This is a genomic window from Bacteroides sp. AM10-21B, assembly GCF_003472565.1.
GTDB classification, from domain to species: domain Bacteria; phylum Bacteroidota; class Bacteroidia; order Bacteroidales; family Bacteroidaceae; genus Bacteroides; species Bacteroides propionicigenes.
In genome coordinates this window covers 55,299-80,027 of the sequence record NZ_QRME01000013.1, presented here as the reverse complement: position 1 = coordinate 80,027, position 24,729 = coordinate 55,299, and the positions used below count along the sequence as shown (strand labels likewise).

Sequence of the window (24,729 nt, the reverse complement as noted above, 5' to 3'; positions counted from 1 at the left end):
AAAACAATGCATAAGTTTTTCCACCTTATTATATTATATATCGCTTTGGCAAATCCCGCTTTCCTGCGGGCGCAGGAGTCTTTTACCGACCGGTACAACACTATCTATATAACCATGGACGAGGGGCTTCCCAGTAATTTCGTCGACGATATATACAAAGACAGGCAAGGCTTCCTTTGGATTTCCATGTCGGGCGGCGGACTATCCAGATACGACGGTTACGAATTCATCAACTTCACTCCGTCCACCCCGCATTGCCGACTCAAAAGCAACTTTATCCGCAAAGTCCACGAAGACAACTTCCGGCGGCTTTGGGTTGTTTCGGAAGGAGGTACGGATATTATCGACCTCACAACCATGCAATCCGTACTGCCCCATGACTCCCGCAAGCTGTTGGAAACGCTCGTCAAGCAACCCGCCTCCATGATTACACAAGATATCAACGGATGTATCTGGCTGTATTGCGGCAACAGCCTGCACCGCATCGCTTTCCGCACCAACGGAGATATAGAAAGCATCCATTCGCTGGAAGTCTCCAACCCTTACCGATACGACATCACTTTTAAGGATGTTGAAAGCGAGGGAAAAGTATGGATAGGCATCAACGGCCGATTATACAAAGTGGGCATGACCGCACAAGGCACACTGAAAGAAACGCTGATTGCCGATTGCCTGAGTTTTGCGCCGGACCTCTATTTTACGGACTTCATAGCCAAAGAGAGTGAAGTTTGGATTACCACCGACAAAGGGCTGTACCGATATAATAAAAATGAGAACATAGTGAAACAATATGTGCATATTGCCGGCAATCCGCATTCCCTCTCACAGAATTTCCTGACCTGCCTTGCCGTAACCAACGACAAACAACTGCTGGTTGCCAGCCTGAAAGGTATCAATATATACAATCCTATAAATGATAACTTTGAGCGCATAAGCGACCGGGCATCCAATACCGGCAGCAAAATGCTGAACAGCAATTTCATCAACTGCATCACCGTAGAAGGGAAACATATCTGGGTGGGAACCGAAAGCGGCGGCATCAACAAAATGACAGCCAAACGCCTGTCCATACAGAATTACCGATACGATAACAAAAACCTCCAAACAATTTCCCACAATCCGGTGAACGCCATTTACGAGGATTATAGCGGCAACTTATGGGTAGGTACGGTAGAAGGAGGATTGAACAAAAAGGCGGCGGGCAGCGACAACTTTATCCACTATACGCACGAAAGCGGCGCACTTACCCACAACTCGGTAAGCGCCATCACCGCCGACGGACAGGGCAGATTATGGATTGGTACGTGGGGCGGCGGCATCAACCTTATCAATCCGCAAAACCCGCAGCGCAGGATAGAAGCAATCACCGCCGCGAATGAAAACAACTACCCCATCGACTTTATCGGAGTGCTGACCTACGACTCCATCAATAACGGTATGTGGATTGGAGCCAACCAAGGATTATTCTTCTACGACCTCCGGCATAAGCGGCTCCGCTCTCCGCTCGCCAATGGCGCAGCCGAAAACATACGCGGCTGCATCGGTTCTATCATAGACAAAGACGGACAGCTGTGGATAGGCTGTCTGGAGGGCGTCTATATCATCGATCTCCACTCCTGCCCCGCTTCGTCGCCGGACGGAGTTTTCCTGTACCGCCACCTGAAATACAAACTGGACAATCCGTCTTCCGGGCTGATAGAAAAGATATGCTGCTTCTACGAAGCTCAGGACGGCACATTATGGCTGGGAAGCAATGGCTACGGCATATACAAACGCAGGCAAAACGAACGCGGTGAGGAACAGTTCATCTGCTACAATTCCCTGCACGGCCTGCCCAACAACAGCATCCGCAGCATTCTGGAAGACGACAAAGGATGCATCTGGATAGCTACCAATAACGGGCTATCACGTTTTCAGCCTGCAGAAAACCGTTTCGTCAGCTACAACCGGCAGGACGGTCTTGCCGACACCCAGTTTTACTGGAACGCCGCTTACCGTTCCCGGCACAGTAAGCTCTACCTCGGCACAGTATCCGGGCTGGTTGCCATAGACTGCAACCTGCCTACCGTACCCACCCAGTCTTCAAAAGTACGGTTCACCCGCTTGAAGGTAGGCAACGAGGAAATCTTCCCCGGCACCGACCGACTGCCGCTGGATATTGCCGTAAGCAAGGAAATCTGCATTCACGAACGTGAAAAGTCTTTCTCACTGGAGTTTTCCGCACTCAACTACGAGTCCGACAATACCGCGACCTACAGCTACCGCCTGCTTGGTTTTGACAACCGGTGGATACACGTACCCGGCAACCGGCGTTTTGCAACCTACACCAACTTGTCTCCGGGAGACTATACGCTGCAAGTGAAATATACGCCCTACGACCAAGCCGAAGAAGAGAACATAACGGAACTTCAAATCACCATCCGGCCCTATTTTTACAAGACGGCATGGTTTATATTGATTATAATCGTACTGGTCGCACTCGCCGTCTGGCAATTCTACCAATGGCGCATACGAAGCCTGAAAGAGCAAAAGGAAAGGTTGCACCTGAAAGTGGAGCAACGTACCCATGAACTGAAAAAACAAAAACAACTGCTGGAGGAACAGACCGAAGAGCTATCCCGCCAAAACCAGATGCTGAAACAACAAAACGAGAAGATTACCCGGCAGAAGGCGCAACTCACCAAGATGACACGCAAAATACAGGAACTCACTCTGGATAAAATTGCGTTCTTCACCAATATCACACACGAATTCCGCACTCCGATTACTCTGATTATAGGCCCGATAGAGCGTGCACTAAAGCTGAGTTACAATCCGCAGGTAATTGAACAGCTGCACTTTGTAGAACGCAACTCCAAATATCTGCTATCGCTCGTCAACCAGCTTATGGACTTCCGCAAAGTGGAATCGGGCAAGTTGGAAATAGTGAAAACGAAAAATAATTTCCTGAAATTCGCCAATGAGCTGATAGTTCCTTTTGAGGTTTTCGCCAAAGAAAGGGGTATCACGCTGAAGCGTTACTACCGGATGCCTTTGCCTGAAATATCCTATGACGAGGAAGCGATGCACAAGGTCTTGACTAATCTGCTGAGCAATGCCATCAAGTTCACCCCCAACGGAGGAAGTGTATCTCTGTTCATAGCCTTGCTGCCATCTGCCGAAGAAGGCAAGTCAACGCTTTACATCTGCGTCAGCGACACCGGAAGCGGCATTCCCGATGAGGATACAAACAAGATATTCAACCGCTTCTACCAGTCGCAAGGACAAACCAAATATCCCATGTACGGACAGGCGGGAAGCGGCATCGGGCTCTACCTGTGCAAACGCATCGTACAAATGCACGGCGGTGAAATCCATGCACAAAACAACCGCACAACCGGTTGCTCACTACGCATTCTCCTGCCGGTAACTCCGGAAAACAGCACAACGGAGACAATAGCCGAAAGCACCCCGCAGCTTACGGTGACCGATACGGTACAGACATCCGAGAGTACCGGAAAGGGCCTGTCCATTCTGATTGTAGAAGACAATGCGGATATGCGCGGGTATATCCGTTCCATCCTGCGGGACAAATACAATGTACTCGAAGCCGCCCACGGAGGAGAAGCCCTGTCCATACTAAACTCGCATGCGGTAGACTTTATCATCAGTGACCTGATGATGCCCGTTATGGACGGCATCGAACTGTCCCGCCGGGTAAAGGAGAACTTCACCATCTCCCATATTCCTTTCCTTATGCTGACCGCCAAAACATCACAAGAGTCACGTTTGGAAAGTTACCGCATAGGGGTAGACGAATATCTGCTGAAACCGTTTGATGAAACACTGCTGCTTGCCCGAATAGAGAATATCCTTGAGAACCGCAAGCGCTATCAAAAGAAGTTTGCCATTGACATGGACGTAGATGCCTTGAATATGGAAGAAGAGTCGGGCGACAAGAAGTTCCTCAACCGCATCATGGATGTCATTAAGGAGAACTACAAAAATTCCTATTTCGAGGTCAGCGATTTCTGCGAAGCGGCAGGTGTAAGCAAGAGTCTGCTGAACAAGAAACTGCAAAGCCTTGTCGGACAATCCGCCGGACAGTTCATACGAAACTATCGCCTGAACATTGCCCGCGAAATGCTGCTGAAAAACCGGGAGAACAAAAGCATGAATATTGCGGAAATTGCATATGAAGTAGGATTCAACGACCCCAAATACTTCACCAGATGTTTCACCAAATATTTTAATGCAACACCAAGTTCCTTGCTCAATGAGGAAGAATTCTAATTTTCAACAAACGCCGTCAGGCTGTATAAGTTATTGGAGTTCCTCTACCACCCAACGTTCAATATTGCGCGTGGTGTTACTGAAGTTCACCCCTATCTTGAGCACTTTGCGGCTGTCCGCGGCAAAAGGCAACGCATACTGCTTATCATTGATTTGATGCAAAGCCTCTTCGGCAGTGCCATCCAGTTTGAACTCCATGACATAGATGTACTTGTCGGTTTGCAGCACCAAGTCTATTCTGCCCTGCGAAGTGTGGTATTCCGCTTTCACATAAAAGCCCACCAGCCTAAAGACGATGAAAAGTACATTCTGGTAGTGCAGTTCCAAGTCCTTCACCAGTTCGTAAGGCGTATCGGCGCCTCAATCTTATTGAAACGAGTATAATAAGGGATAAGGAACTTCACAAAACCCTCCTCCACCTCACGATTAGGAAAACCGAGACGGTAAAGGCCAAACTCTTCATTATACCCCTTTATCGTGAGATAACCGCTCTGGAAGATTACAGGCAGCGGTTCTTCATCACCATAGATGCTGTTCAGCACATCGGCATACGTTTCGGCGTGTGCCATATGCTCCAAGTCGTAATGATAACGTTTCAACAGCTCTATCAGGTAAGTAGGCGTTCCCGTCTCGAACCAGTAGCTGCCGAACTCTTTGCGGTCGAAAGCATTCAGCAAACTGAACGGGTTATAGATGCCGATGGAGTTTTGCGTAAAGTGGTAACCGTCGTAATACTCACGAAGTTTGTCCCGGAACTGTTCGTACGTCATACCCTGCGCTTCGGCAAACTCGTGCATTTCCTCTTCAAGATTCTCTTGCAACTCCTTGTCGCTGATTCCGCAAATATCAATGTACTTGTTCCACATTGAAAGGTCATTCAGATTGTTCAGGTCACTGAACACGCTGACCTTGCCAAACTTGGTGACACCCGTCAGCAAGGCAAACTTGATACAACCGTCCATGGTCTTCAGTACTCCGTAGAAAGGTTTCAGCGCATTGCGGTATTCCTTCTGCAACTCCTGATTGCCGATGGCCTGCAACATGGGTTTGTCGTATTCATCCACAAGGATTACAACACGCTGTCCCGTCTGTTCGTAGGCACGCGATACCACTCCTTTAAAACGCAAGGCAGAAGTTACTTCAGACGGACGGGTTCCATATTGCGATTCCCACAGTTCCAAATGGTCATTCAATATTTTGTCCAAACTGTCAGGAGCATCATACTTGCCAATATTCAAGTCAAGATGAAATATGGGATATTGTATCCAGTCTTTCTCCAGCTTCTCAATAGCCAAACCGGTAAACAGCTCCTTCTTCCCTTGAAAATAAGCCTCGAGGGTAGAGATGAGCAAACTCTTTCCAAAACGGCGCGGACGGCTGAGGAAGTAGTAACTGCCTGTCTTTACCAACTGATAAACCAAAGCCGTTTTATCAATGTAGAAATATCCCTCTTTACGGATTTTCTCGAAGTTCTGTATTCCGATAGGATAGATTTTGTTGCTCATATTCTCACGCTTTATGATGACCTTTACATTATTACAAAGACAAAGGTACAAAAAACTATGTCACACACTCTTAAATGGCTACTAAAAATTAAATCCGGCATACTTAGTCAGCCACTCCATGCAAATTGACTCTGAACAATTTTATTTTAGCATTAAATACTCAACGGCTACATTTGAACGTAAGCGTTCAAATAATCACTACTCGTGCAAGAAGTATTCAGCTAACAAGACTTGTTTTGATATATATCATAATTCATTTTGATATACATCAAAACGGATTATCATGTATATAAAAAATAGGGAATATTCTTGAGTTTCAGTTTGCACCTGTATCCCCCCTATATACAACCCCGGAAAGCAATATAACTTCCGCCTACAATTGCAACTAATTTATTTCATAAGGCAAAGACTGAGCTCATACTTCGCAACAAGCGATCACAGCAAGCCGGGAAACGTTCTAAGGCAAAAGAAAAAAGCTGGTTTTAATGGTCGCGTAAAAGCAAATACTAAATTTTATAGACATACCATGAATTGACAGCAATAATGTATTTTCTACACTTATTTTTCATTTATCCACCTCTAAAATTCATTTGTCCACCTTTATGCGTACATTTGAACTTAATTTTGCGGCACTACTATGAGAGTAGGATTATTTGTTAAACTATTAATATCTAAATTATGAAAGCAAGAAAGTGGCCGTCGCTGATTATAGCGGCTTTTACAATCCTTTCGCTCGGTTCATGTGAAGATTGGGGACAAATGGACCCGCCTGCAGGTTCCGATGTTTATCCTAAACTTGAACAGGTACTTAACCTGAAGTTCGACGGAGACAGAGTAAACTCCGAAGAAATCCAAACCTTCGCCTATTCCGGAGGCGATGTTCCTTCACTGGTTACAGATGAAAAGATGGGACAAGTACTGTGCCTTGACAACGGATATGCCCGCATATTCAATCCGTATAACAAGGTTAAGGTACAAAATGCCGTATCACTCGTATTCTACGTCAAGCAAGCCGGAACGGCAGAAATGACGGATGAAGACGAAATCGCCGCCTATACACAAGACCTTACCGGCGCCCTCTTTTCTTTTGAAAACCAAAATGGCACTCAACGTATGTTCATCACAGCCAATGGCTGGCTAAGCTATGAGGGTGAAGACGGCAGGTATGAGGCCAACAACCCGAATTCTGCCAATACAGGATTGCTTACCCCCGATGTATGGCACTACGTTGCATTGTCCGTAACCAACACAGGCTACTTTGTATATGTAGACGGCAAAAAAAGAATCGAGCAAAATGTAACCGATTTTGATTTCTCCAAGATTGTACAGTTCATGGCATCCGTACCTTATATATATATGGGATACGGGTCAGATACACAAACAAAGAAATTCTATCTGGATGATGTGAAGTTCTATCGCAATACAATTACAAGCAAGGAATGGACAGATCCGAGAAAACCGGACGGCGGTGAAGAAAGTTCACCTTACATTACTATTGGTAACACAGATTACACTTCCAATTTCTTTGAACCTAAATCAGAACAGCTTGTACGCTCCGGTGACTGTATTTTCCATTACCAGTTCTACAACTACAATAATTCCGGAGACAACTGGAATAACTGGGTATTGGCTGTTACAAACGGAAAAGAATTCGGAGCTGACGGATATGCGGAATACTTTGTTCTCCGTGCCGATGCTTATGGCTGGGGAGATTCTAATTACAATGCCGCCAATATAATCCACGGATTTAATTGGGACACTTTCGTTGCTGATATGCAAGGAGCTTTAGTAGATATGACAATCACAAGAAACGGTTCTAAAATCAATGTCTCAGTAAAAACAAAAACAGCATCCGGTGGGGCTTTGGCAGATTATTCATTTAGCTATGACGGCGTAAGTACTACTGACATAGGTACATTCATTACCGTAGACCATTCCTATATAGAATTGTCCAAAGCTGAAACCTACTACGGAGCAAGTTACTCAATCGGAGATTACAGAATAGGTGCGCAAGATTGCAGCGCAGGTTGGTGGACTGTATTCTCTCAACACACCAAGATAGAAGGCACAAACTCTGCTCTTCGATATCAATTCAAGAACTACACTAAGGGAGACGAAAACTTCAAAAACTGGCTTGTAATCCTCACTAATGGTAAAGACAGACCGGAAAGCGGCTATGAAGAATATCTGGTACTACGTTCCGATGCCTTTGGCTGGGGAGCCCGCTATAATGCAGACAACATGACAAGCGGTTTTGACTGGTCTACTTTTAAAACAGACATGAATGGTGCAGAAGTCGTATTGGAAATCAAACGTGCAGATGGGCGTGTAGATGTAATCTCTAATGTTACAACCGCAGCAGGAAAAGCACTTCCCACTTACAGCATTTATTTTGAAGACTTAGAAGAAAGTGCGGAACTCGGAGCTTTCCTTACTATCGAAGGTGGTTATATTGATATGGAGTCGGTAGTAACTTATCCATTTATAGATGTGGAATAATCTTTAACTGATATATGTATATGAAAAATAACAAAACAAATCATAAAGCGTGCGGGAGCACATTTTCCCGCTTGCTGTTGATGCTTGCCCTGCTTCTGACCGGACAAACCCTCTTTGCCCAGTCCAAGCAAGTAACAGGTGTCGTAAAAGATGCCACCGGCGAAACCGTTATCGGCGCCAGTGTATTGGAAAAAGGAACCACCAACGGTGTAATCACAGATTTGGACGGTAACTTCAAGCTGACTGTAAGCAAGAACAATGCCATTCTGCAAATATCATATGTAGGCTACCAAACACAGGAAGTCAACGTGAGCGGAAAGACTTCTATCATCGTTACCCTGAAAGAGGATTCCGAAATGCTGGAAGAAGTTGTCGTAGTAGGTTACGGTGCGCAGAAGAAAGAGAGTGTGGTAGGTGCTATCTCACAAGTGTCTTCCAAAGACCTGCTCTCTACTCCCGCTGCCAATGTATCGCAAGCTATTTCCGGTAAAATCTCCGGTGTGATTACCTCACAAACTTCCGGTGCTCCGGGTGCTGACGATGCGCAGATTTACATCCGTGGTCGCGCAACCTTTGCAGGCGATGCACAGCCGCTTATCTTGGTGGATGGTGTAGAACGTGCTTTCTCCCAAATAGCACCTGATGATATCGAAACAATCTCTGTATTGAAAGATGCCTCGGCAACTGCCGTATACGGTGTGCGTGGTGCAAACGGCGTTATGCTGATTACCACCAAACGCGGTAAGGAACAGAAACCGGAAGTAAGCCTCACTGCCAACTGGCAGATTCAGAGCCCTACCCGCACAGATACTTACCTCGACTCTTACCAGTCGGTAACCTTGCTGGAAGAAGCCTTGAAAAACGACGGACTGAGATCGCAATACAGCACCAATGACATCGAGATGTTCCGTAAATCATCAAACGGTGAACTAAGCGGCATTGACGCCATGCTTTATCCTAATGTGAACTGGTACGATGAAGTACTCCGCAGTACAGCACCCGCCCAACGCTATAACGTAAGCATCCGTGGCGGTACGAAGCGTATGCGTTATTACGCTTCCGGCGAACTCTACGACCAGCGTTCATTGGTAAGAAACCTTAGCAACGACAGATATGGCAACAGTTCAAGCCCCAGCTACCGCCGCTATGCTTTCCGTGCCAATACCGACTTCTTCCTGACCAAAGATCTTACGTTCTCCGTAAACTTCGGTACTCGCTTTGAAGAACGCAGAGGATCCAATACCGATGAAAGCAGTAACTACAGCGAAACATTCTACGAACTGAACCATACACCGGGATGGATATTCCCCGTAACTTATGAAGTGAAAAGCGGTGAAAGCACCCGCAGCCTTTACGGAGGTAGTTCGCAATACCAAAACAATATCGTTGCAGCACTTGCCGAAGGCGGTTACTACCGTTCTGTAAACACCATCAACGAAACCAACTTCATCGTTGACTATGACATGGACTGGCTGACCGAAGGACTGAGTGTGAAAGGTATGCTTTCTTTCGACTACGAAAACCTGCACCGCAACAACTACACAAAGGAATTTGCCACTTACGAACTGAACAACCGAAACAATCCGGATTTGTACACCTCGTACAATCAGTTCAACGCAGATACCGAAATGACCAATAGCAGCGAGTTCACTTCTATCTACAAACTTTATATGGAAGCGCAAGTGAACTATGCCCGCAAATTCGGCAAGCACGACGTAACCGCCATGATGCTGTATATGCAAAATGACTATCGCAACAAAGCAGACTTGGCTGCCCGCTATCAAGGTATGGTAGGTCGTGTGACTTATGGCTACGACGACCGCTACCTGTTTGAATTCAACGCCGGCTACAACGGTTCGGAAAACTTCATGCAGGGCAAGCGCTTCGGCTTCTTCCCCTCTTTCTCCGCAGGCTGGCGCATCAGCAACGAGCAGTTTATGGAAGGAACCAAAGACTGGTTGAACAACCTGAAAATACGTGCTTCCTACGGTCAGGTAGGTAACGATGTATATACCAAAAACGGAGTGAAACAACGCTTCCTCTATGAACAGAAATGGAGCCAGATAAGCAACGACTATTACTTCGGAACAACCGGACAAACCGGCGTCTACGAAGCACAGTACCCCAACTACGGAGTAACTTGGGAACGTGCCCACAAATATAATGTAGGTTTGGAATTCGGACTGTGGAACGGAATGCTGAATGGTAACATAGACCTCTTCTACGAAAAGCGTAACAACATCCTGACCGACTACCTGACCCGTCCTGAATGGGTGGGAGTGATAATGGCAGCCGGCAACTTGGGTGAAACCAAGAACAGCGGTTACGAAATTGAGTTGAAACACTCCAATCATATCGGCAATGACTTTACATATACCATAGGGTTAACTTACTCACATGCACGCAACGAAATTATCAACATGGACGAACCCGACTCCAAAACGAGCTATCGTAAACGGGAAGGACATCCTATCAACCAATATTTCGGATTGCAATGCGACGGCTTCATCACCCAAGCCGATATAGACGGCGGCGAACTGCCCATATCCCGTCTGGGAAATGTACAGGCAGGTGACCTGAAATACCGCGACATGAACGGTGACGGCTACATCGACGAACAGGACGAAACATTCATCGGATTCAGCGATATTCCCGAAAATACTTATGCACTGACTTTGGGAGCCAACTACAAGAACTGGGGATTCAGCGTCATGTTCCAAGGTGTAAACCACGTAAGCCGCTACTACGATGCTGAAGCCATGTTTGCCTTCATCAACGGCGGTAAGGTGAAAGAACATCATCTGGATCGTTGGAATCCGGCACAATCGGAAGAATATAATTTGGCTCACGCCAAATATCCGCTGTTGCACTACGACAGTTATGGTGACCACAACCAACGCCAGAACTCTTTCTTCTTGAAAAACGGTGCATTCATGCGCCTTAAAAATATTGAACTGAGTTATACCCTACCCACCATGTGGGCCAAGAAAGTGGGTATGAGTGATTGCCGCCTGTACGTCAACGCCAACAATCTCATTACTTGGGATCATCTTGACGGTCTGACAGACCCTGAAAGCAACGGCTCCAACCGCTACCCGATTATGAAAACCATCAACTTTGGTGTAAACATTAAATTCTGATAGAATATGAAGAAGACATTATTATATAGCATATTTGCCCTGAGCATGGCATCTGCGACACTGACCTCGTGTGAAGATATGTTCGGCGGCTTTCTGGACAAACAGCCCAGTAACGACCTGACAGGCGAAGAAGTGTTCAGTGACTGGAATATGTTGGTACAGTTCCATGCCGATACTTACAATTTCTTCCGCCATGGCGCCAACCGCATTGACGACACTTGGCTGGATGCCGCCACCGACTTGGCGGAAACATCTTACGGAAAAGGAGTAAAGACCTCTTTCAATCTGGGCAACTTCTACAGTGCAGCCGGTGCAAGCGAACTGACTGCCACTTGGGAACATTACTACCGCGGCATCCGCAAATGCAACATGGTTATCACCCGCATTGATGAAGTGCCTAAGAATGCAAGCGACAGTGAATCTAAATACCAATCCGATAAAAAGACTTATGTAGCCGAAGCCCGCTTCCTGCGCGCATTCTTCTACTGGGAAATGTTCCTTCGCTACGGTCCTGTACCTATCGTTACGGAAGTTCTGGATCCGGAAGGCGACCTGCTGAGCAACTACACTACCCGCCCTACCGTAAAGGAATTTGTAGTAGACTTCATTATGAAAGAGCTGAAAGAATGTGAAAGCAGTTTACTGGATTACTCTACCGCATGGGGCACAAGCTACGCCGGACGCGTTTCACAACCGATGGCTAAAGCCTTGTACTCACGTATCGCACTCTATATGGCAAGTCCGCGCTACGCATCCGAATCAGGTATCACGTGGCAGAATGCCGCTGATGCCGCCCAAAGTTTCAAAGATGTTTACGGCGAAAACTTCACTTTATTCCAGACAAGCGGAGCCACTGAAGGAGAAAATTACACCAACGCTATCCTGAGAACCACCTATACAGGTAATAACAAGGAAACAATCTTCTTCCGCAACGATGTGATGATTGGCTGGGCCGGTATCAAAAACGATACTCCTGTAGGTGAAGGCGGAAACGGCGGCCTGTGTCCGTCACAGAATCTGGTGGATATGTACGACATGGCAGACGGTTCTTCTCCTTTTGCCAACTACGATTTGACCGGTGCTCCGGTATATGACAGCAATACAACGTACGGTATCCCTGTTCCTACCATCAATACAGCCAGCGGATATGACGATGCCAATCCTTGGGCTAACCGCGATCCTCGTCTGGCAGCCAGTGTGCTTTATCAAGGCAGAGAATGGGGTAACGGTACTATCAATGTGATATTCGGACAGCGCGACAATCCGATAGGCAACGCCAACTCCACCCCTACCGGTTACTATGTATGCAAATACATACCCGAAAGTATTTTGGGCGCGGAACATTCACAGACATCCTATCGCCTCTGGAGTTTCATCCGCTACGCTGAAATCTTGTTGAACTATGCGGAAGCCATGAATGAAGTGCACGGACCTTGTCAGGAAGTGTACGATGCACTGGATGCAATCCGCCACCGCGCGGGCATCACAGGAAATGTAGCCGACCGCACCGACCTCACTTCATCCAAAGACAAGATGCGTAACTTCATCCACAAGGAACGTACCATAGAACTTGCCTTTGAAGAGCACCGCGCTTGGGACGTACGCCGCTGGAATGTAGCTACCGAAGCTCTCTCACGCGACATCTACGGAGTAGAAGTAGATACAGACGGAACCATCATGCGTAAAATAGCCCAAAAACGTGTATTTGAAGACAAGATGTATCTCTATCCGATACCTGAAGGGGAAGTTTGGAAATCAAACATTGAGAATAATCCGGGTTGGTAATCCTTAATCGAATATATTATGTATACAAAGACAAAACATATAATAAATAAGCTGGCAGGAATCAGCAGACTCCTGCTGTTGGGACTCCTGTTGACAGTGAGCGGCATTGTCCGGGCACAACAGGGTGAACAGACATTAAAGGGCCGCATCGTAAACCAGGAAGGCGATCCCATTCCGGGTGCGGTGATAAATGTTGCCGAACAGAGCCGCATCGCTCTCTCTGACGCAGACGGTTACTTCAGTCTGAAACACGTGAAACCTGCCGACGAACTGAATGTAAGCAGTGTAGGTTACAAGAATACGACTGCCATAGCCGAGTTTAGCGATGACTTCAAAATCACAATGGAACTGGATATCAATGAATACGAACGTACCATGCCGATTCCCTTTACCCGCAAGCAGAAGCGTTTTATGACCGAATCAACTTCCACCGTATCGGGTGAGCAATTGCAGAAGTACCCTATCACAGTGCTTCAAAATGCGTTTAGTTCCAGCGTAACGGGTATGGAAACCTATGAATGGTCCAGCGAACCGGGTTGGACGGAAACCGCCATGTATATCCGCGGTATCCGTACTATGAACGAAAATGCACGCAGCCCGCTGATTATTGTGGACAACGTGGAACGTGACCTCTCATTCCTTGATGCATTCCCCATTGAAAACATCACTGTCCTGAAAGATGCCGCAGCCACTGCCATTTACGGTATGCGCGGTGCAAACGGCGCCATCTTGGTAACCACCAAACGCGGTGAAAGCGGAAAGACCAAGATAGACTTCACACAGGAGGTAGGCTTCCAGATGTTGAGTAACCGAATGGAATCTCAGAATGCCTATAATACGGCACTTACACGTAACCGTGCACGCTACTTGGACGGTTCGGACCCTCTGTTTACCGAAGAACAGATTGAGAAATACCGTCGTGTATCCAACGGAGAACAACTGGAAGGTATAGATAAGTACAAATACTTCAATACGAACTGGTTCGACCAATTGTATCGTGAAGCTGCTCCTATCTACAAGACCAATGTGCAGATTAGCGGCGGTAACAGTCGTGCACGTTATTATGTATCGTTCTCATACTTGCGCCAAGAAGGTATGTGGAACAGCCAATGGACCAAGTACAACGAAAATTACAATACGCAGCATATGCTGAACCGTTACAACCTGCGTTCCAATCTTGACATTGACGTAAACAAGTACTTGAACGTATCACTGGATTTGGGCGGACGTATCGACAATATCACACAGCCTACTACCGGTGTGTTCTCGCTGGTTACTTTCGGCGCTGTGGAAGCCAATCCTCTGGAACCTGTCTACACACCTAACGGTGAACTCTACTACTCTGACACGGCAAAGAACCCAGCTTACCTGTTGGCATCATCCGGTCAGGACAAGAACCGCCGCCGTAACCTCTACTCTACTGTCAATGTAACCGGTGACTTGTCATCATTAGTACCCGGACTGAAAGCGAATGTCATGGTGAGCTTCGATGCCTTTGACGTATTCCAGTCTTACCAGACCAACAGTATCAATACATACAGTTATGACTATACAAACCCCAATGTGGTAGATCCGTCACAGTTTACACTGACGCAGACCAATACTTACAAAGCATTGACCAATCCGGATGCCAACGAACGTGCCAACTACTACAATCTGAACTTCAATGCCGGACTGAACTACAGCCAAAGATTCGGAAAGCATAGCGTTGATGCACGTGCCTTCATCCGCACCTATCAGAACAGAGAGAATGTGCGCGACGCCAATGACCACACACCAAGCAAGCTGTCGTCCAAACGTTACCTCTCCTACAACGCTCAGGCAAACTATGTTTATGACAACAAGTACATCTTTTCAGGCAACCTGTCACGCATGGGTTTTGATGACTATGCTCCGGAAGAGCGTTGGGGAACATTCTACGGTGCATCTCTCGGTTGGGTGGCATCTGAAGAATCTTGGCTGAAAAACAAGAACATCGACCTGCTGAAACTTCGCGCTTCATACGGCCGTGCGGGACAATCGTCTACAGGTGTTGTCAGTGACCGTTACAAGTATCAAAGTACATACGGTGACGGAACAGACTACAGCTTCGGTACTTCCAGCTCCACAATTCAAGGTATTACCGAGACTTTGATCGGTAACCCTAACAATAAATGGGAAATCTCGGACATGGTGAATGTAGGACTTGACTTTGACTTCTGGCACAGAAAGTTATACGGTTCATTCGACGCTTTCAAGGAATGGCGTTCGGATATTCTCGTAACCCGCAGCAATACCCCTGCCATGCTGGGAGCCACCGTATCCAAAGACTCTTACGGTAAAGCCGAATCAAAAGGTATAGAACTGACCATCGGACATCAGAACCGTGTAGGCAAGGTGAACTATTTTGTAGAAGGTATGCTGACTTGGAATACCAATAAAATTACAGAGATGGACGAAACCGAGCCTAACGTGGAATGGCAACGCAAGACAGGAAAACGCATCTTCGACGGCACTTCCGTACAGGGATTGTATGAAAATGTATTTAACAATACTGTAGGCGGTTGGAATATCTACCAGTTCCAAGGCTGGGCCAGCGATGCCAGCCTTGTCGCCACCAGCCAGCAAGACGCTATTGACCATCCTGAAAAATATCCGTATAATACATTTGCCGGCACAACAGGCCAGAAGCTGGGTACAGCCGTATTCAAAGACTTGAACGGCGACCGCCAGATAGACAGCAACGATATGACCCCCAGCGGTTATACCATCATTCCGGAAATCACTCCGTCCGTAACATTCGGTGCTGAATATGCAGGATTCGATGTACGCGCCACCCTGACCGCCTATCTGAACCGTTCCGTATTCCTCTCTCCGTCTATGACTTACTCCATCTGGGGTAACAACAGTACCCACGAGGTAGTCAATACTTGGGGATATTATACAGACGATCCGACAGACCCGCGCAACATCAATGCCAAGTATCCGCGTATCTCTTATTCCGGATTCAACACGGTAGACAGTGACCGTGACACCAAAACCTACCAAAACGACATTTGGGTGGTAAACGGCAATTATCTGTCACTGCGCAACATCGAAGTGGGCTACTCACTGCCCAAGCGATTGCTCGCAAAAGCCGGTATCACCAAATGCCGCCTTTACTTCAGCGGTTATAACCTGTGCAACTGGAGTCACCTGCCCGACAATATGGACCCTGAAAAACCGATGAGTTACTGCTGGTGGTATCCTAAAACTCGCACATTCTCCTTCGGTATCAACGTAGGTTTCTAATCCATGATAAAAAAACAAAACTGAAATGAAAAAGATTAAAGCATATATAGTTGCGGCCCTGCTGATGGCAGGAACCTCCGCCTGCAGCGACTTTCTTGACAAGGAAGTGGACCTGACACTTTCGGATGAACAAGTGTTCAGCAAATATGAAAACACACGCGGTTTTCTGGCAAGCATATACGATTATCTGCCCGATGCATTCAGGGGCTTCAACGACGGGAATTACTGTGCACCACGCGACTGTATGACCGATAACGCAGTCTGCTTCTGGACAAGTAATTATTATAACGGCATTTTGAGTGACGGCTACACAGCCATCACTCATCCCCTCTCTTCCTATTTTTGGGGACGTGATTGCAAAGGTATCCGTATGGCAAACCTGTTTCTGACAAATGCCCGCGAAGACGTAGTAGGTAATTATGACAAAACCGGTGATGACAACCACCTATACGACCGCTACATAGCAGAAGCCAAGATGCTGCGCGCTATCTTGCACTTTGAGCTCGCCTCCTGGTTTGGCGATGCCCCTATCATCGGCGACGATGAAGAAGGAAATCCTATTGTATTCGAGCAAAACGATCCTCGCATGAATCAGGCACGTACCAGTTGTGCGGAAGTTATGAAGTGGGTGGCCGACGAATGTGACAAGATAAAGGATGTATTACCCTTCCGTTACAGCAACGAAAGTGAAAATTGGGGACGTGTCAACGGTGCTTCCGCTTATGCACTGAAAGCAAGAGCCCTCCTCTATCGTGCATCTCCTCTTAACAATCCCACCAACGACCTGACTTGGTGGCAAGAAGCGGCTGATGCGGCTGTTGCGTTCATCACCAAAAACAATACTCAGAACAAGCCGTACAAGTTGTATAAAACAGCTACTGACGATCCTAATCTGAACTATTATGAATGCTTCACGACAAATCCATATTACAACGACGAATATATCTTATCACGTTCTGTATGGACTACATCTTTAATTGAGCAGTATTTGGCTCCTTGCGGATTCAAAGGTACACTGCAATCAAACGGACGTACCAATCCGACACAAAACCTTGTAGATGCCTATGAAACTATCAAAGGACTTCCTATTGATGCCGACAATTCACAATACGACCCGCAGAATCCATTTGCCAATCGCGATCCGCGCCTGGAACAAACTATCTTGCACCATGGCTCAATGTGGGGAGACGAACAGAATGAAGAAAACCGTGCGATAGACGTATCATATCCCGACGGTGCAGACTACGAAACTCAATTTGGCGGTACACTGACCGGCTACTATACCAAAAAGTACTTGCACAACATTGCTTTCGGAGCACAGTCTATCTCCACCAACGCCCATGCTTGTCCTATCTTCCGCTACGGCGAAATCCTGCTGAATGCAGCAGAAGCCATTAATGAAGCATCCGGTCCTGCACAAGCATACCAATATATAAATGAATTGCGTGCACGTGTAGGAATGCCGGCTTATTCAGGTATGACGCAAGAACAGTTCAGAGAACGTATTCGCAACGAACGTCGCATCGAGCTGGTATTTGAAGACCACCGGTTCTTTGACGAACGCCGCTGGAAGCTGTTTGAAGGACAAACACAAAGCAGTGAAACAAACCTGCCCCGCTATAAACAAGTATATAATCTGTATGGGGTCACCATCACCGGTGAAGGGACATCAAACGATCCGACCGTATATACTTACGGTACGGCAAATGCTCACCCAACCCGTACTTTCAACAGCCCGAAGAACTACTACATCCCCATTCCGGACGATGAAATCAAGAAGCTGCCGAACCTGAAACAAAATACAGGCTGGGAGCTCTCTACAAGCTCTACAGAAAGTGCTGCCCAATAAGAACAAGGCCATTACTAATAATTAAAGATTTGAATCATGACCAAACATTATAAATATCTAATCACTCTGTTCGCAGCCGCTCTCCTTTGGGGAGCGTGCAGCGACGATGAAGTTGACTACGGGACATCCGGCATCAAAATGGAAGTACCCGCAGCTGCCGATATAACTTCAACAAGTGCTGTGCTCAGTACCGTATTCAATATCCGCGATGATGTGCGCTATACAAGCGCCGGGTTCTGTTATAGCAAAACCGCAACACCTACCATTTACAACTCTACAGTAAAAGGTTCTGTTACCAACGGAATATTATCCGCCACACTCGAGGGATTGGCTCCGCAGACCACTTACCATGTACGTGCCTTTGCCGGTGTATATCAGGGAGACGTGGTTTACTCACCTGAATTCAGCCTTACCCTTGCAGAGGGAACGCTTGATGAAGCGCTCGCTGCTTATGAAGCACCGGCATACGCCGATAACTATAAGAATATTTCCGCATGGACAATGCGCAACCAATGGAACCTTGCCAATGTGCACGACCCTTCTGTAATGCTTGCCGAAGACGGATATTATTATATGTATCAGACTGACGCTTCTTATGGTAATGTACACGAATACGGAGGTCACTTCCATGCACGACGCTCCAAAGACCTCGTGAACTGGGAATATCTGGGTGGAACTATGTTGGAAATTCCTGCATGGGTAAAAGAAAAGCTCAATGAATACAGAGCAACAATGGGACTGGAAGCTATTGCCGAACCATCCTACGGATATTGGGCTCCTGTTGTACGCAAGGTAAAAGACGGCTTGTACCGTATGTACTACTCCATCGTAATAAATAACTATATCAAAACAGGTGCGGAAAATACGGAAGCCGATTTTGATAATTCATGGACCGAACGCGCTTTCATCGGATTGATGGAAACATCTGACCCTGCAAGCAATGAATGGACCGACAAAGGAATGGTAGTATGTTCCTCTTCCGATAAAGGAATGGACTGGACCCGTCCTGCATTGACAGACTGGAATGCTTACTTCAAATGGAATGCCATTGACCCCTCCTACATCATTACTCCGGAAGGTGCGCATTGGTTGATATACGGTTCATGGCACAGCGGTATCGCAGCTATGGAACTGGATGCCGAAACAGGAATGCCGAAACAAAGCTTAGGCGTACCTTGGGCTGAAGGAAATACTCCGGCAGAATACGGACAGATTATAGCAACCCGCGGCAACAGCCGTTGGCAAGCCAGTGAGGGACCGGAAATCATTTACAATGCCGAAACCGGATATTATTATCTGTTCGTAGCTTATGATGCATTGGCTATACCTTACAATACACGTGTATGTCGTTCCAAAAGCATCACCGGTCCATACCTCGGTATTGACGGCGCAAACGTAACTGAAGGAGCTGATATGCTTCCGGTAGTAACTCACCCGTACAAGTTCCAAAACAGCGACGGTTGGGTAGGCATTTCGCACTGCGCTATCTTTGATGACGGTAACGGCAACTGGTACTATGCTTCACAGGCACGCCTTCCGGAAAGTATAGATAACGCCATTATGATGGGACATGTGCGTAGCATACGTTGGACAAAAGACGGCTGGCCTCTGGTTATGCCCGAACGTTACGGAGCTGTTCCGCAAGCAACCGTCACAGAAGAAGAACTGATTGGAAACTGGGAACACATAGACCTGTCCTACAGTTACGAAGTTCAAAAAGAATCAGTAACCATGACACTGGCAGCCGACCACACCGTAACTGAAGGAACATGGAAAGGCAGTACATGGAGCTATGATGCAGAGAATCAAATTCTGACAGTCAACGGTATCGACCTCTACCTGCAACGAGAGGTAGATTGGGAAGCCAGTCCGAGAACACATACTATTGTCTATGCCGCTTATGGAAATAATAAGACTTATTGGGGCAAGAAAATAAAATAAGTATCCTTTGATACACTGAAACAGCTTTGAAATATACAATTTTCAAGGCTGTTTCTTTCTTTTATGTTACATAACATATTAAAGTGTACATCTTACACCAAATAAAAGTGTTACTTTTACACCCGAAAGAAGATAAGAATCTAATTTTCAAATTAAATAACACCATGAAGAATCACATTTTTATTGCCGGAATGGCTACATTAATGTTGGCCGCCTGCGCCCCAAAAAATCAAACGGAACTTACCCTTTCCGGTCTTAACCCGACAAAATTCCAAACTGTAGTGAACGATGCCCAGACCAATCTTTATACCCTAAAGAATAAGTCAGGCATGGAAGTATGTATCACCAACTTCGGCGGTCGTATTGTATCTATTATGGTTCCTGACAAAAACGGTGAGATGAAAGACGTTGTTCTCGGTTTCGACAGTATAGCCGACTACATAAACATTCCAAGCGATTTCGGTGCATCCATCGGACGCTATGCCAACAGAATCAATCAAGGTAAAATTGTGTTGGACGGAGATACGATTCAATTACCGAAAAACAACTTCGGGCACTGCCTGCATGGTGGTCCCAAAGGATGGCAATACCAAGTATATGAAGCCAATCCCATTGATGAAACGACATTGGAACTGACACGAGTTTCTCCGGACGGAGACGAAAACTTCCCGGGTAACCTGACTGCCAAAGTGCTCTTCAAACTGACAGACGATAATGCCATAGATATTAAATACAGTGCCACTACAGACAAGAAAACGGTTATCAACATGACAAACCATTCTTATTTCAACCTGTCCGGTGACCCCTCTAAAGCTGCCACAGATCATATCTTATATGTGAATGCAGACAGCTACACCCCCGTAGACCGCACTTACATGACTACCGGAGAAATAGTGCCGGTGAAAGATACTCCCATGGATTTTACTACTCCCAAAGCAGTAGGCCAGGATATTACCAATTTTGACTTCATACAATTGAAATACGGTAACGGATACGACCATAACTGGGTACTGAACACCAACGGAGACGTAAAACAGCTTGCAGCCAAATTAACTTCCCCCGAAAGCGGTATCAGCTTGGAAGTCTATACTGACGAACCGGGTATCCAAGTATATACAGGTAACTTCTTGGACGGAACCGTAAAGGGCAAAAAAGGTATCGTTTACAATCAGCGCGCTTCCGTATGTTTGGAAACACAACATTATCCGGACAGCCCCAACAAGCCGCAGTGGCCTTCTGTAATCCTGGAACCGGGACAAACTTACAACAGTGAATGTATTTTCAAATTCTCAGTAGAAAAATAACTTTAAGTTTAACACTAAAAACATAAAACAAAATGAACTGGAATTCAAATGAGTTTATATGGCTCGACTGGACAATTCTCATTGTCGGCATTATGGCTGTGATATGGGCTGTATGGCGTGCCGTACAGAAGGACAAACGTATGCAACAAGGAGCAAGCAGTGAAGACTACCTGTTTGGTAAGGGAGAGCCTTGGTACATCATTGGTGCAGCTATTTTTGCAGCCAACATTGGCTCAGAACATTTGGTAGGATTGGCCGGTACCGGCGCTAAGTCAGGAGTAGGTATGGCCCACTGGGAAATGCAAGGCTGGATGATCCTGCTCTTAGGATGGCTTTTCGTCCCTTTCTATCAATTATTAAATAACAAAATGGGCAAAATCATTACAATGCCCGATTTCTTAAAATATCGCTATACACCGCGTACAGGTTCATGGCTTTCCATTATTACGCTGATTGCTTATATATTGACTAAAGTCAGTGTAACAGCCTATACAGGGGGTATATTCCTGGAATTTCTTTTGGGGCTTCCTTTCTGGTACGGAGCTATCGGTTTGATTGTTCTTACTGGTATTTTCACTGTATTGAGCGGAATGAAAGGAGTTATGACTCTTTCTGCTATCCAGACCCCTATCCTGATTATCGGTTCTTTCCTTGTACTTTTCTTAGGGTTATCCGCTTTGGGTGGAGGAAGTATCGCTACCGGCTGGACAGAAATGATGGATCACGCACGCAATGCAATGAACGTAGGTACAGACGGACAAGCTTACGGTGCCAACCATATGTTCCATTGGAGCGAAGCTGACCCGATGTATCAGGAATATCCCGGTTTTTGGGTATTCATTGGTGCTTCCATTATCGGATTCTGGTATTGGTGCACAGACCAACACATTGTGCAACGTGTACTCGGACAACGTAAAGGAGAAGCCAATGATGTGGTTATGAAACGTGCCCGCCGAGGTAGTATTGCAGCCGGTTACTTTAAGATTCTGCCTGTATTCATGTTCCTCATTCCGGGTATGGTAGCAGCTGCTTTGGCTGCCAAAGGAGAATTTGATATGTCCAACACGGATGCAGCTTTCGCTGTTATGGTAAAAGACGTACTGCCTGCCGGAGTAAAGGGCATTGTAACAATTGGCTTCATTTGTGCATTAGTCGCATCATTGGCAGCATTTTTCAACTCTTGTGCCACGCTCTTCACTGAAGACTTCTACAAACCGATGTGCAAGGGAAAGAGTGAAGCTACATACGTGTTAGTAGGTCGTGTGGCTACAGTAGTAGTAGTCATCCTCGGTATGGCATGGATTCCGGTAATGATGAGTCTCGGCAGTCTTTATGATTACCTGCAAGGTATTCAGTCATTACTTGCTCCGGCAATGGTAGCTGTATTTGCTATGGGTATATTCTCTAAACGAATTACTCCGAAAGCCGGTGAAGCTGCTATGATTATAGGATTTATTATCGGTATGGTACGCTTGCTTACCAATATTCTTACCAACACAGGCAAAGATGTTATGTCCGGTTGGTATTGGGAATATACCACTTGGTTCTGGCAGACAAACTGGCTTATCTTCGAAATATGGTTGCTTGTTTTCCTTATCGCACTAATGGTTGTAGTGTCATTCTTCACTCCGAAACCTACCGCCCAGCAGATAGAAGCTATTACTTTTACCGGCAGTTATAAGCAGCTGATTAGACAGAGTTGGAACAAATGGGATGTAATCGCTTCTTTGGGCGTAGTTATTCTTTGTGCTCTGTTCTATGCGTATTTCTGGTAATCAAAATATTATAAAATGACGAATTATTATAATATAAATCCCAAGTTCTATATAGCTGTCGACTGCATCATTTTCGGCTTTAACGAAGGAGAACTAAACTTGTTGTTGCTGAAAAGAAACTTCGAACCGGCAATGGGCAACTGGTCATTAATGGGCGGGTTTGTCCAAGAGAGCGAAAGCGTGGACGATGCAGCCAAACGGGTTCTCGCCGAACTGACAGGACTGGACAACGTCTATATGGAACAGGTCGGTTCTTTCGGCGCTATTGACCGCGACCCCGGTGAACGGGTTATATCCGTTGCCTACTATGCGCTGGTCAATATCAATGAATACGACAGGGACTTAGTACAGCAGCACAACGCTTTTTGGGTAAACATCAATGAGCTGCCGCCACTCATCTTTGACCATGCTGCAATGGTGGAGCAAGCACGTGCATTGATGCAACAGAAAGCATCTACCGAACCTATCGGTTTTAACTTGTTGCCTCAGTTGTTTACGCTCTCGCAACTGCAAAGCCTGTACGAAGCCATTTACGGCGAAGACATCGACAAGCGGAACTTCCGCAAACGGATAGCCGAAATGGATTATATAGAAAAAACGGATAAAATTGATAAAACAAGTTCCAAACGCGGTGCCGCCCTATACAAATTCAACGAAAAGGCATACCGCAAGGCACCGAAGTTTAAAATTTAATCATTATGTTAGAAGAACTGAAAGAAAAAGTATTTCGTGCCAACCTTGATTTGGTGAAGCATGGACTCGTTATCTTCACATGGGGAAATGTATCGGCCATTGACCGCGCAACAGGCTTGGTCGTCATCAAACCCAGTGGAGTAAGCTATGATGATATGAAAGCGGAAGACATGGTTGTTGTCGACCTCGACGGAAACGTAGTGGAAGGCAAATTGAAACCTTCTTCTGACACCCCTACCCACGTAGTACTCTACAAAGCATTTCCGGAAATCGGCGGTGTGGTACATACACATTCTACCTATGCAACCGCTTGGGCACAGGCGGGTTGTGATATACCCAACATAGGAACTACCCACGCTGACTATTTCCATGATGCCATTCCCTGCACTGCCGATATGACGGAAGAGGAAGTAAAAGGAGCTTATGAACAGGAAACCGGCAATGTTATCGTAAAACGTTTCGAAGGATTGAACCCGGTTCATACCCCCGGAGTACTGGTAAAAAATCATGGTCCTTTTTCTTGGGGAAAAGATGCACACGATGCGGTACATAATGCCGTAGTTATGGAGCAAGTTGCCAAAATGGCTTCGATAGCCTATGCTGTCAACCCGCAACTGACCATGAATCCTTTACTGGTAGAAAAGCATTTCAGCCGTAAACATGGCCCCAATGCTTACTATGGACAGAAATAAGTAT

11 protein-coding genes and 1 pseudogene are annotated in these 24,729 nt (G+C 46.3%); 11 read left to right on the top strand and 1 reads right to left on the bottom strand.

Annotated features, from left to right (window positions below; translation table 11 throughout):
* The first annotated feature begins 6 nt into the window (after positions 1-6).
* Complete coding sequence (locus DW121_RS15060; RefSeq protein WP_118324360.1) at positions 7-4,272, top strand: two-component regulator propeller domain-containing protein; 4,266 nt, start codon at positions 7-9, stop codon at positions 4,270-4,272.
* Between the two features lie 30 nt (positions 4,273-4,302).
* On the opposite strand, the pseudogene DW121_RS15055 reads toward DW121_RS15060, so the two are convergent.
* A pseudogene (locus DW121_RS15055) lies at positions 4,303-5,777 on the bottom strand (ATP-binding protein).
* A gap of 678 nt (positions 5,778-6,455) precedes the next feature.
* Between DW121_RS15055 and DW121_RS15050 the strand changes: the two are divergent.
* The 10 genes from DW121_RS15050 (at position 6,456) to DW121_RS15005 (ending at position 24,725) form a co-directional block, all read left to right on the top strand.
* Complete coding sequence (locus tag DW121_RS15050) at positions 6,456-8,276, top strand: hypothetical protein (RefSeq protein ID WP_118324358.1); 1,821 nt, start codon at positions 6,456-6,458, stop codon at positions 8,274-8,276.
* 80 nt (positions 8,277-8,356) lie between these two features.
* Positions 8,357-11,416 (top strand): SusC/RagA family TonB-linked outer membrane protein, encoded by a 3,060-nt coding sequence (locus DW121_RS15045; protein ID WP_410492047.1) that lies wholly within the window; start codon positions 8,357-8,359, stop codon positions 11,414-11,416.
* A gap of 6 nt (positions 11,417-11,422) precedes the next feature.
* A complete protein-coding gene (locus DW121_RS15040; RefSeq protein WP_117713144.1) occupies positions 11,423-13,201 on the top strand; it encodes a RagB/SusD family nutrient uptake outer membrane protein in 1,779 nt (592 codons plus the stop codon).
* Positions 13,202-13,219: 18 nt separating this feature from the next.
* On the top strand, positions 13,220-16,471 hold the full coding sequence (locus DW121_RS15035; RefSeq protein ID WP_117713145.1) for a SusC/RagA family TonB-linked outer membrane protein: 3,252 nt from the start codon (positions 13,220-13,222) through the stop codon (positions 16,469-16,471).
* A gap of 25 nt (positions 16,472-16,496) precedes the next feature.
* Positions 16,497-18,320, top strand: a complete 1,824-nt coding sequence (locus tag DW121_RS15030; RefSeq protein WP_118324356.1) for a RagB/SusD family nutrient uptake outer membrane protein — start codon at positions 16,497-16,499, stop codon at positions 18,318-18,320.
* Positions 18,321-18,356: 36 nt separating this feature from the next.
* The gene (locus DW121_RS15025; protein WP_118324354.1) at positions 18,357-20,261 is read left to right on the top strand and encodes a family 43 glycosylhydrolase; all 1,905 of its coding nucleotides are present in this window, start codon (positions 18,357-18,359) and stop codon (positions 20,259-20,261) included.
* Between the two features lie 164 nt (positions 20,262-20,425).
* The gene (locus tag DW121_RS15020) at positions 20,426-21,565 is read left to right on the top strand and encodes an aldose epimerase family protein (protein WP_117713148.1); all 1,140 of its coding nucleotides are present in this window, start codon (positions 20,426-20,428) and stop codon (positions 21,563-21,565) included.
* 32 nt (positions 21,566-21,597) lie between these two features.
* The gene (locus DW121_RS15015) at positions 21,598-23,340 is read left to right on the top strand and encodes a sodium:solute symporter family transporter (protein WP_117713149.1); all 1,743 of its coding nucleotides are present in this window, start codon (positions 21,598-21,600) and stop codon (positions 23,338-23,340) included.
* Positions 23,341-23,355: 15 nt separating this feature from the next.
* Positions 23,356-24,033: an NUDIX hydrolase gene (locus tag DW121_RS15010; RefSeq protein ID WP_117713150.1), complete on the top strand. Its 678-nt coding sequence runs from the start codon at positions 23,356-23,358 to the stop codon at positions 24,031-24,033.
* Between the two features lie 5 nt (positions 24,034-24,038).
* On the top strand, positions 24,039-24,725 hold the full coding sequence (locus DW121_RS15005) for an L-ribulose-5-phosphate 4-epimerase (RefSeq protein WP_117713151.1): 687 nt from the start codon (positions 24,039-24,041) through the stop codon (positions 24,723-24,725).
* Positions 24,726-24,729: the final 4 nt, after the last annotated feature.

Bases quoted from the DNA above. Each gene is read 5' to 3' on its own strand.
- DW121_RS15045 (WP_410492047.1), top strand. From the start codon at position 8,357: ATGCTTGCCCTGCTTCTGACCGGACAAACCCTCTTTGCCCAGTCCAAG.
- DW121_RS15050 (WP_118324358.1), top strand. From the start codon at position 6,456: ATGAAAGCAAGAAAGTGGCCGTCGCTGATTATAGCGGCTTTTACAATC.
- DW121_RS15010 (WP_117713150.1), top strand. From the start codon at position 23,356: ATGACGAATTATTATAATATAAATCCCAAGTTCTATATAGCTGTCGAC.
- DW121_RS15040 (WP_117713144.1), top strand. From the start codon at position 11,423: ATGAAGAAGACATTATTATATAGCATATTTGCCCTGAGCATGGCATCT.
- DW121_RS15020 (WP_117713148.1), top strand. From the start codon at position 20,426: ATGAAGAATCACATTTTTATTGCCGGAATGGCTACATTAATGTTGGCC.
- DW121_RS15060 (WP_118324360.1), top strand. From the start codon at position 7: ATGCATAAGTTTTTCCACCTTATTATATTATATATCGCTTTGGCAAAT.
- DW121_RS15030 (WP_118324356.1), top strand. From the start codon at position 16,497: ATGAAAAAGATTAAAGCATATATAGTTGCGGCCCTGCTGATGGCAGGA.
- DW121_RS15015 (WP_117713149.1), top strand. From the start codon at position 21,598: ATGAACTGGAATTCAAATGAGTTTATATGGCTCGACTGGACAATTCTC.
- DW121_RS15025 (WP_118324354.1), top strand. From the start codon at position 18,357: ATGACCAAACATTATAAATATCTAATCACTCTGTTCGCAGCCGCTCTC.
- DW121_RS15005 (WP_117713151.1), top strand. From the start codon at position 24,039: ATGTTAGAAGAACTGAAAGAAAAAGTATTTCGTGCCAACCTTGATTTG.
- DW121_RS15035 (WP_117713145.1), top strand. From the start codon at position 13,220: ATGTATACAAAGACAAAACATATAATAAATAAGCTGGCAGGAATCAGC.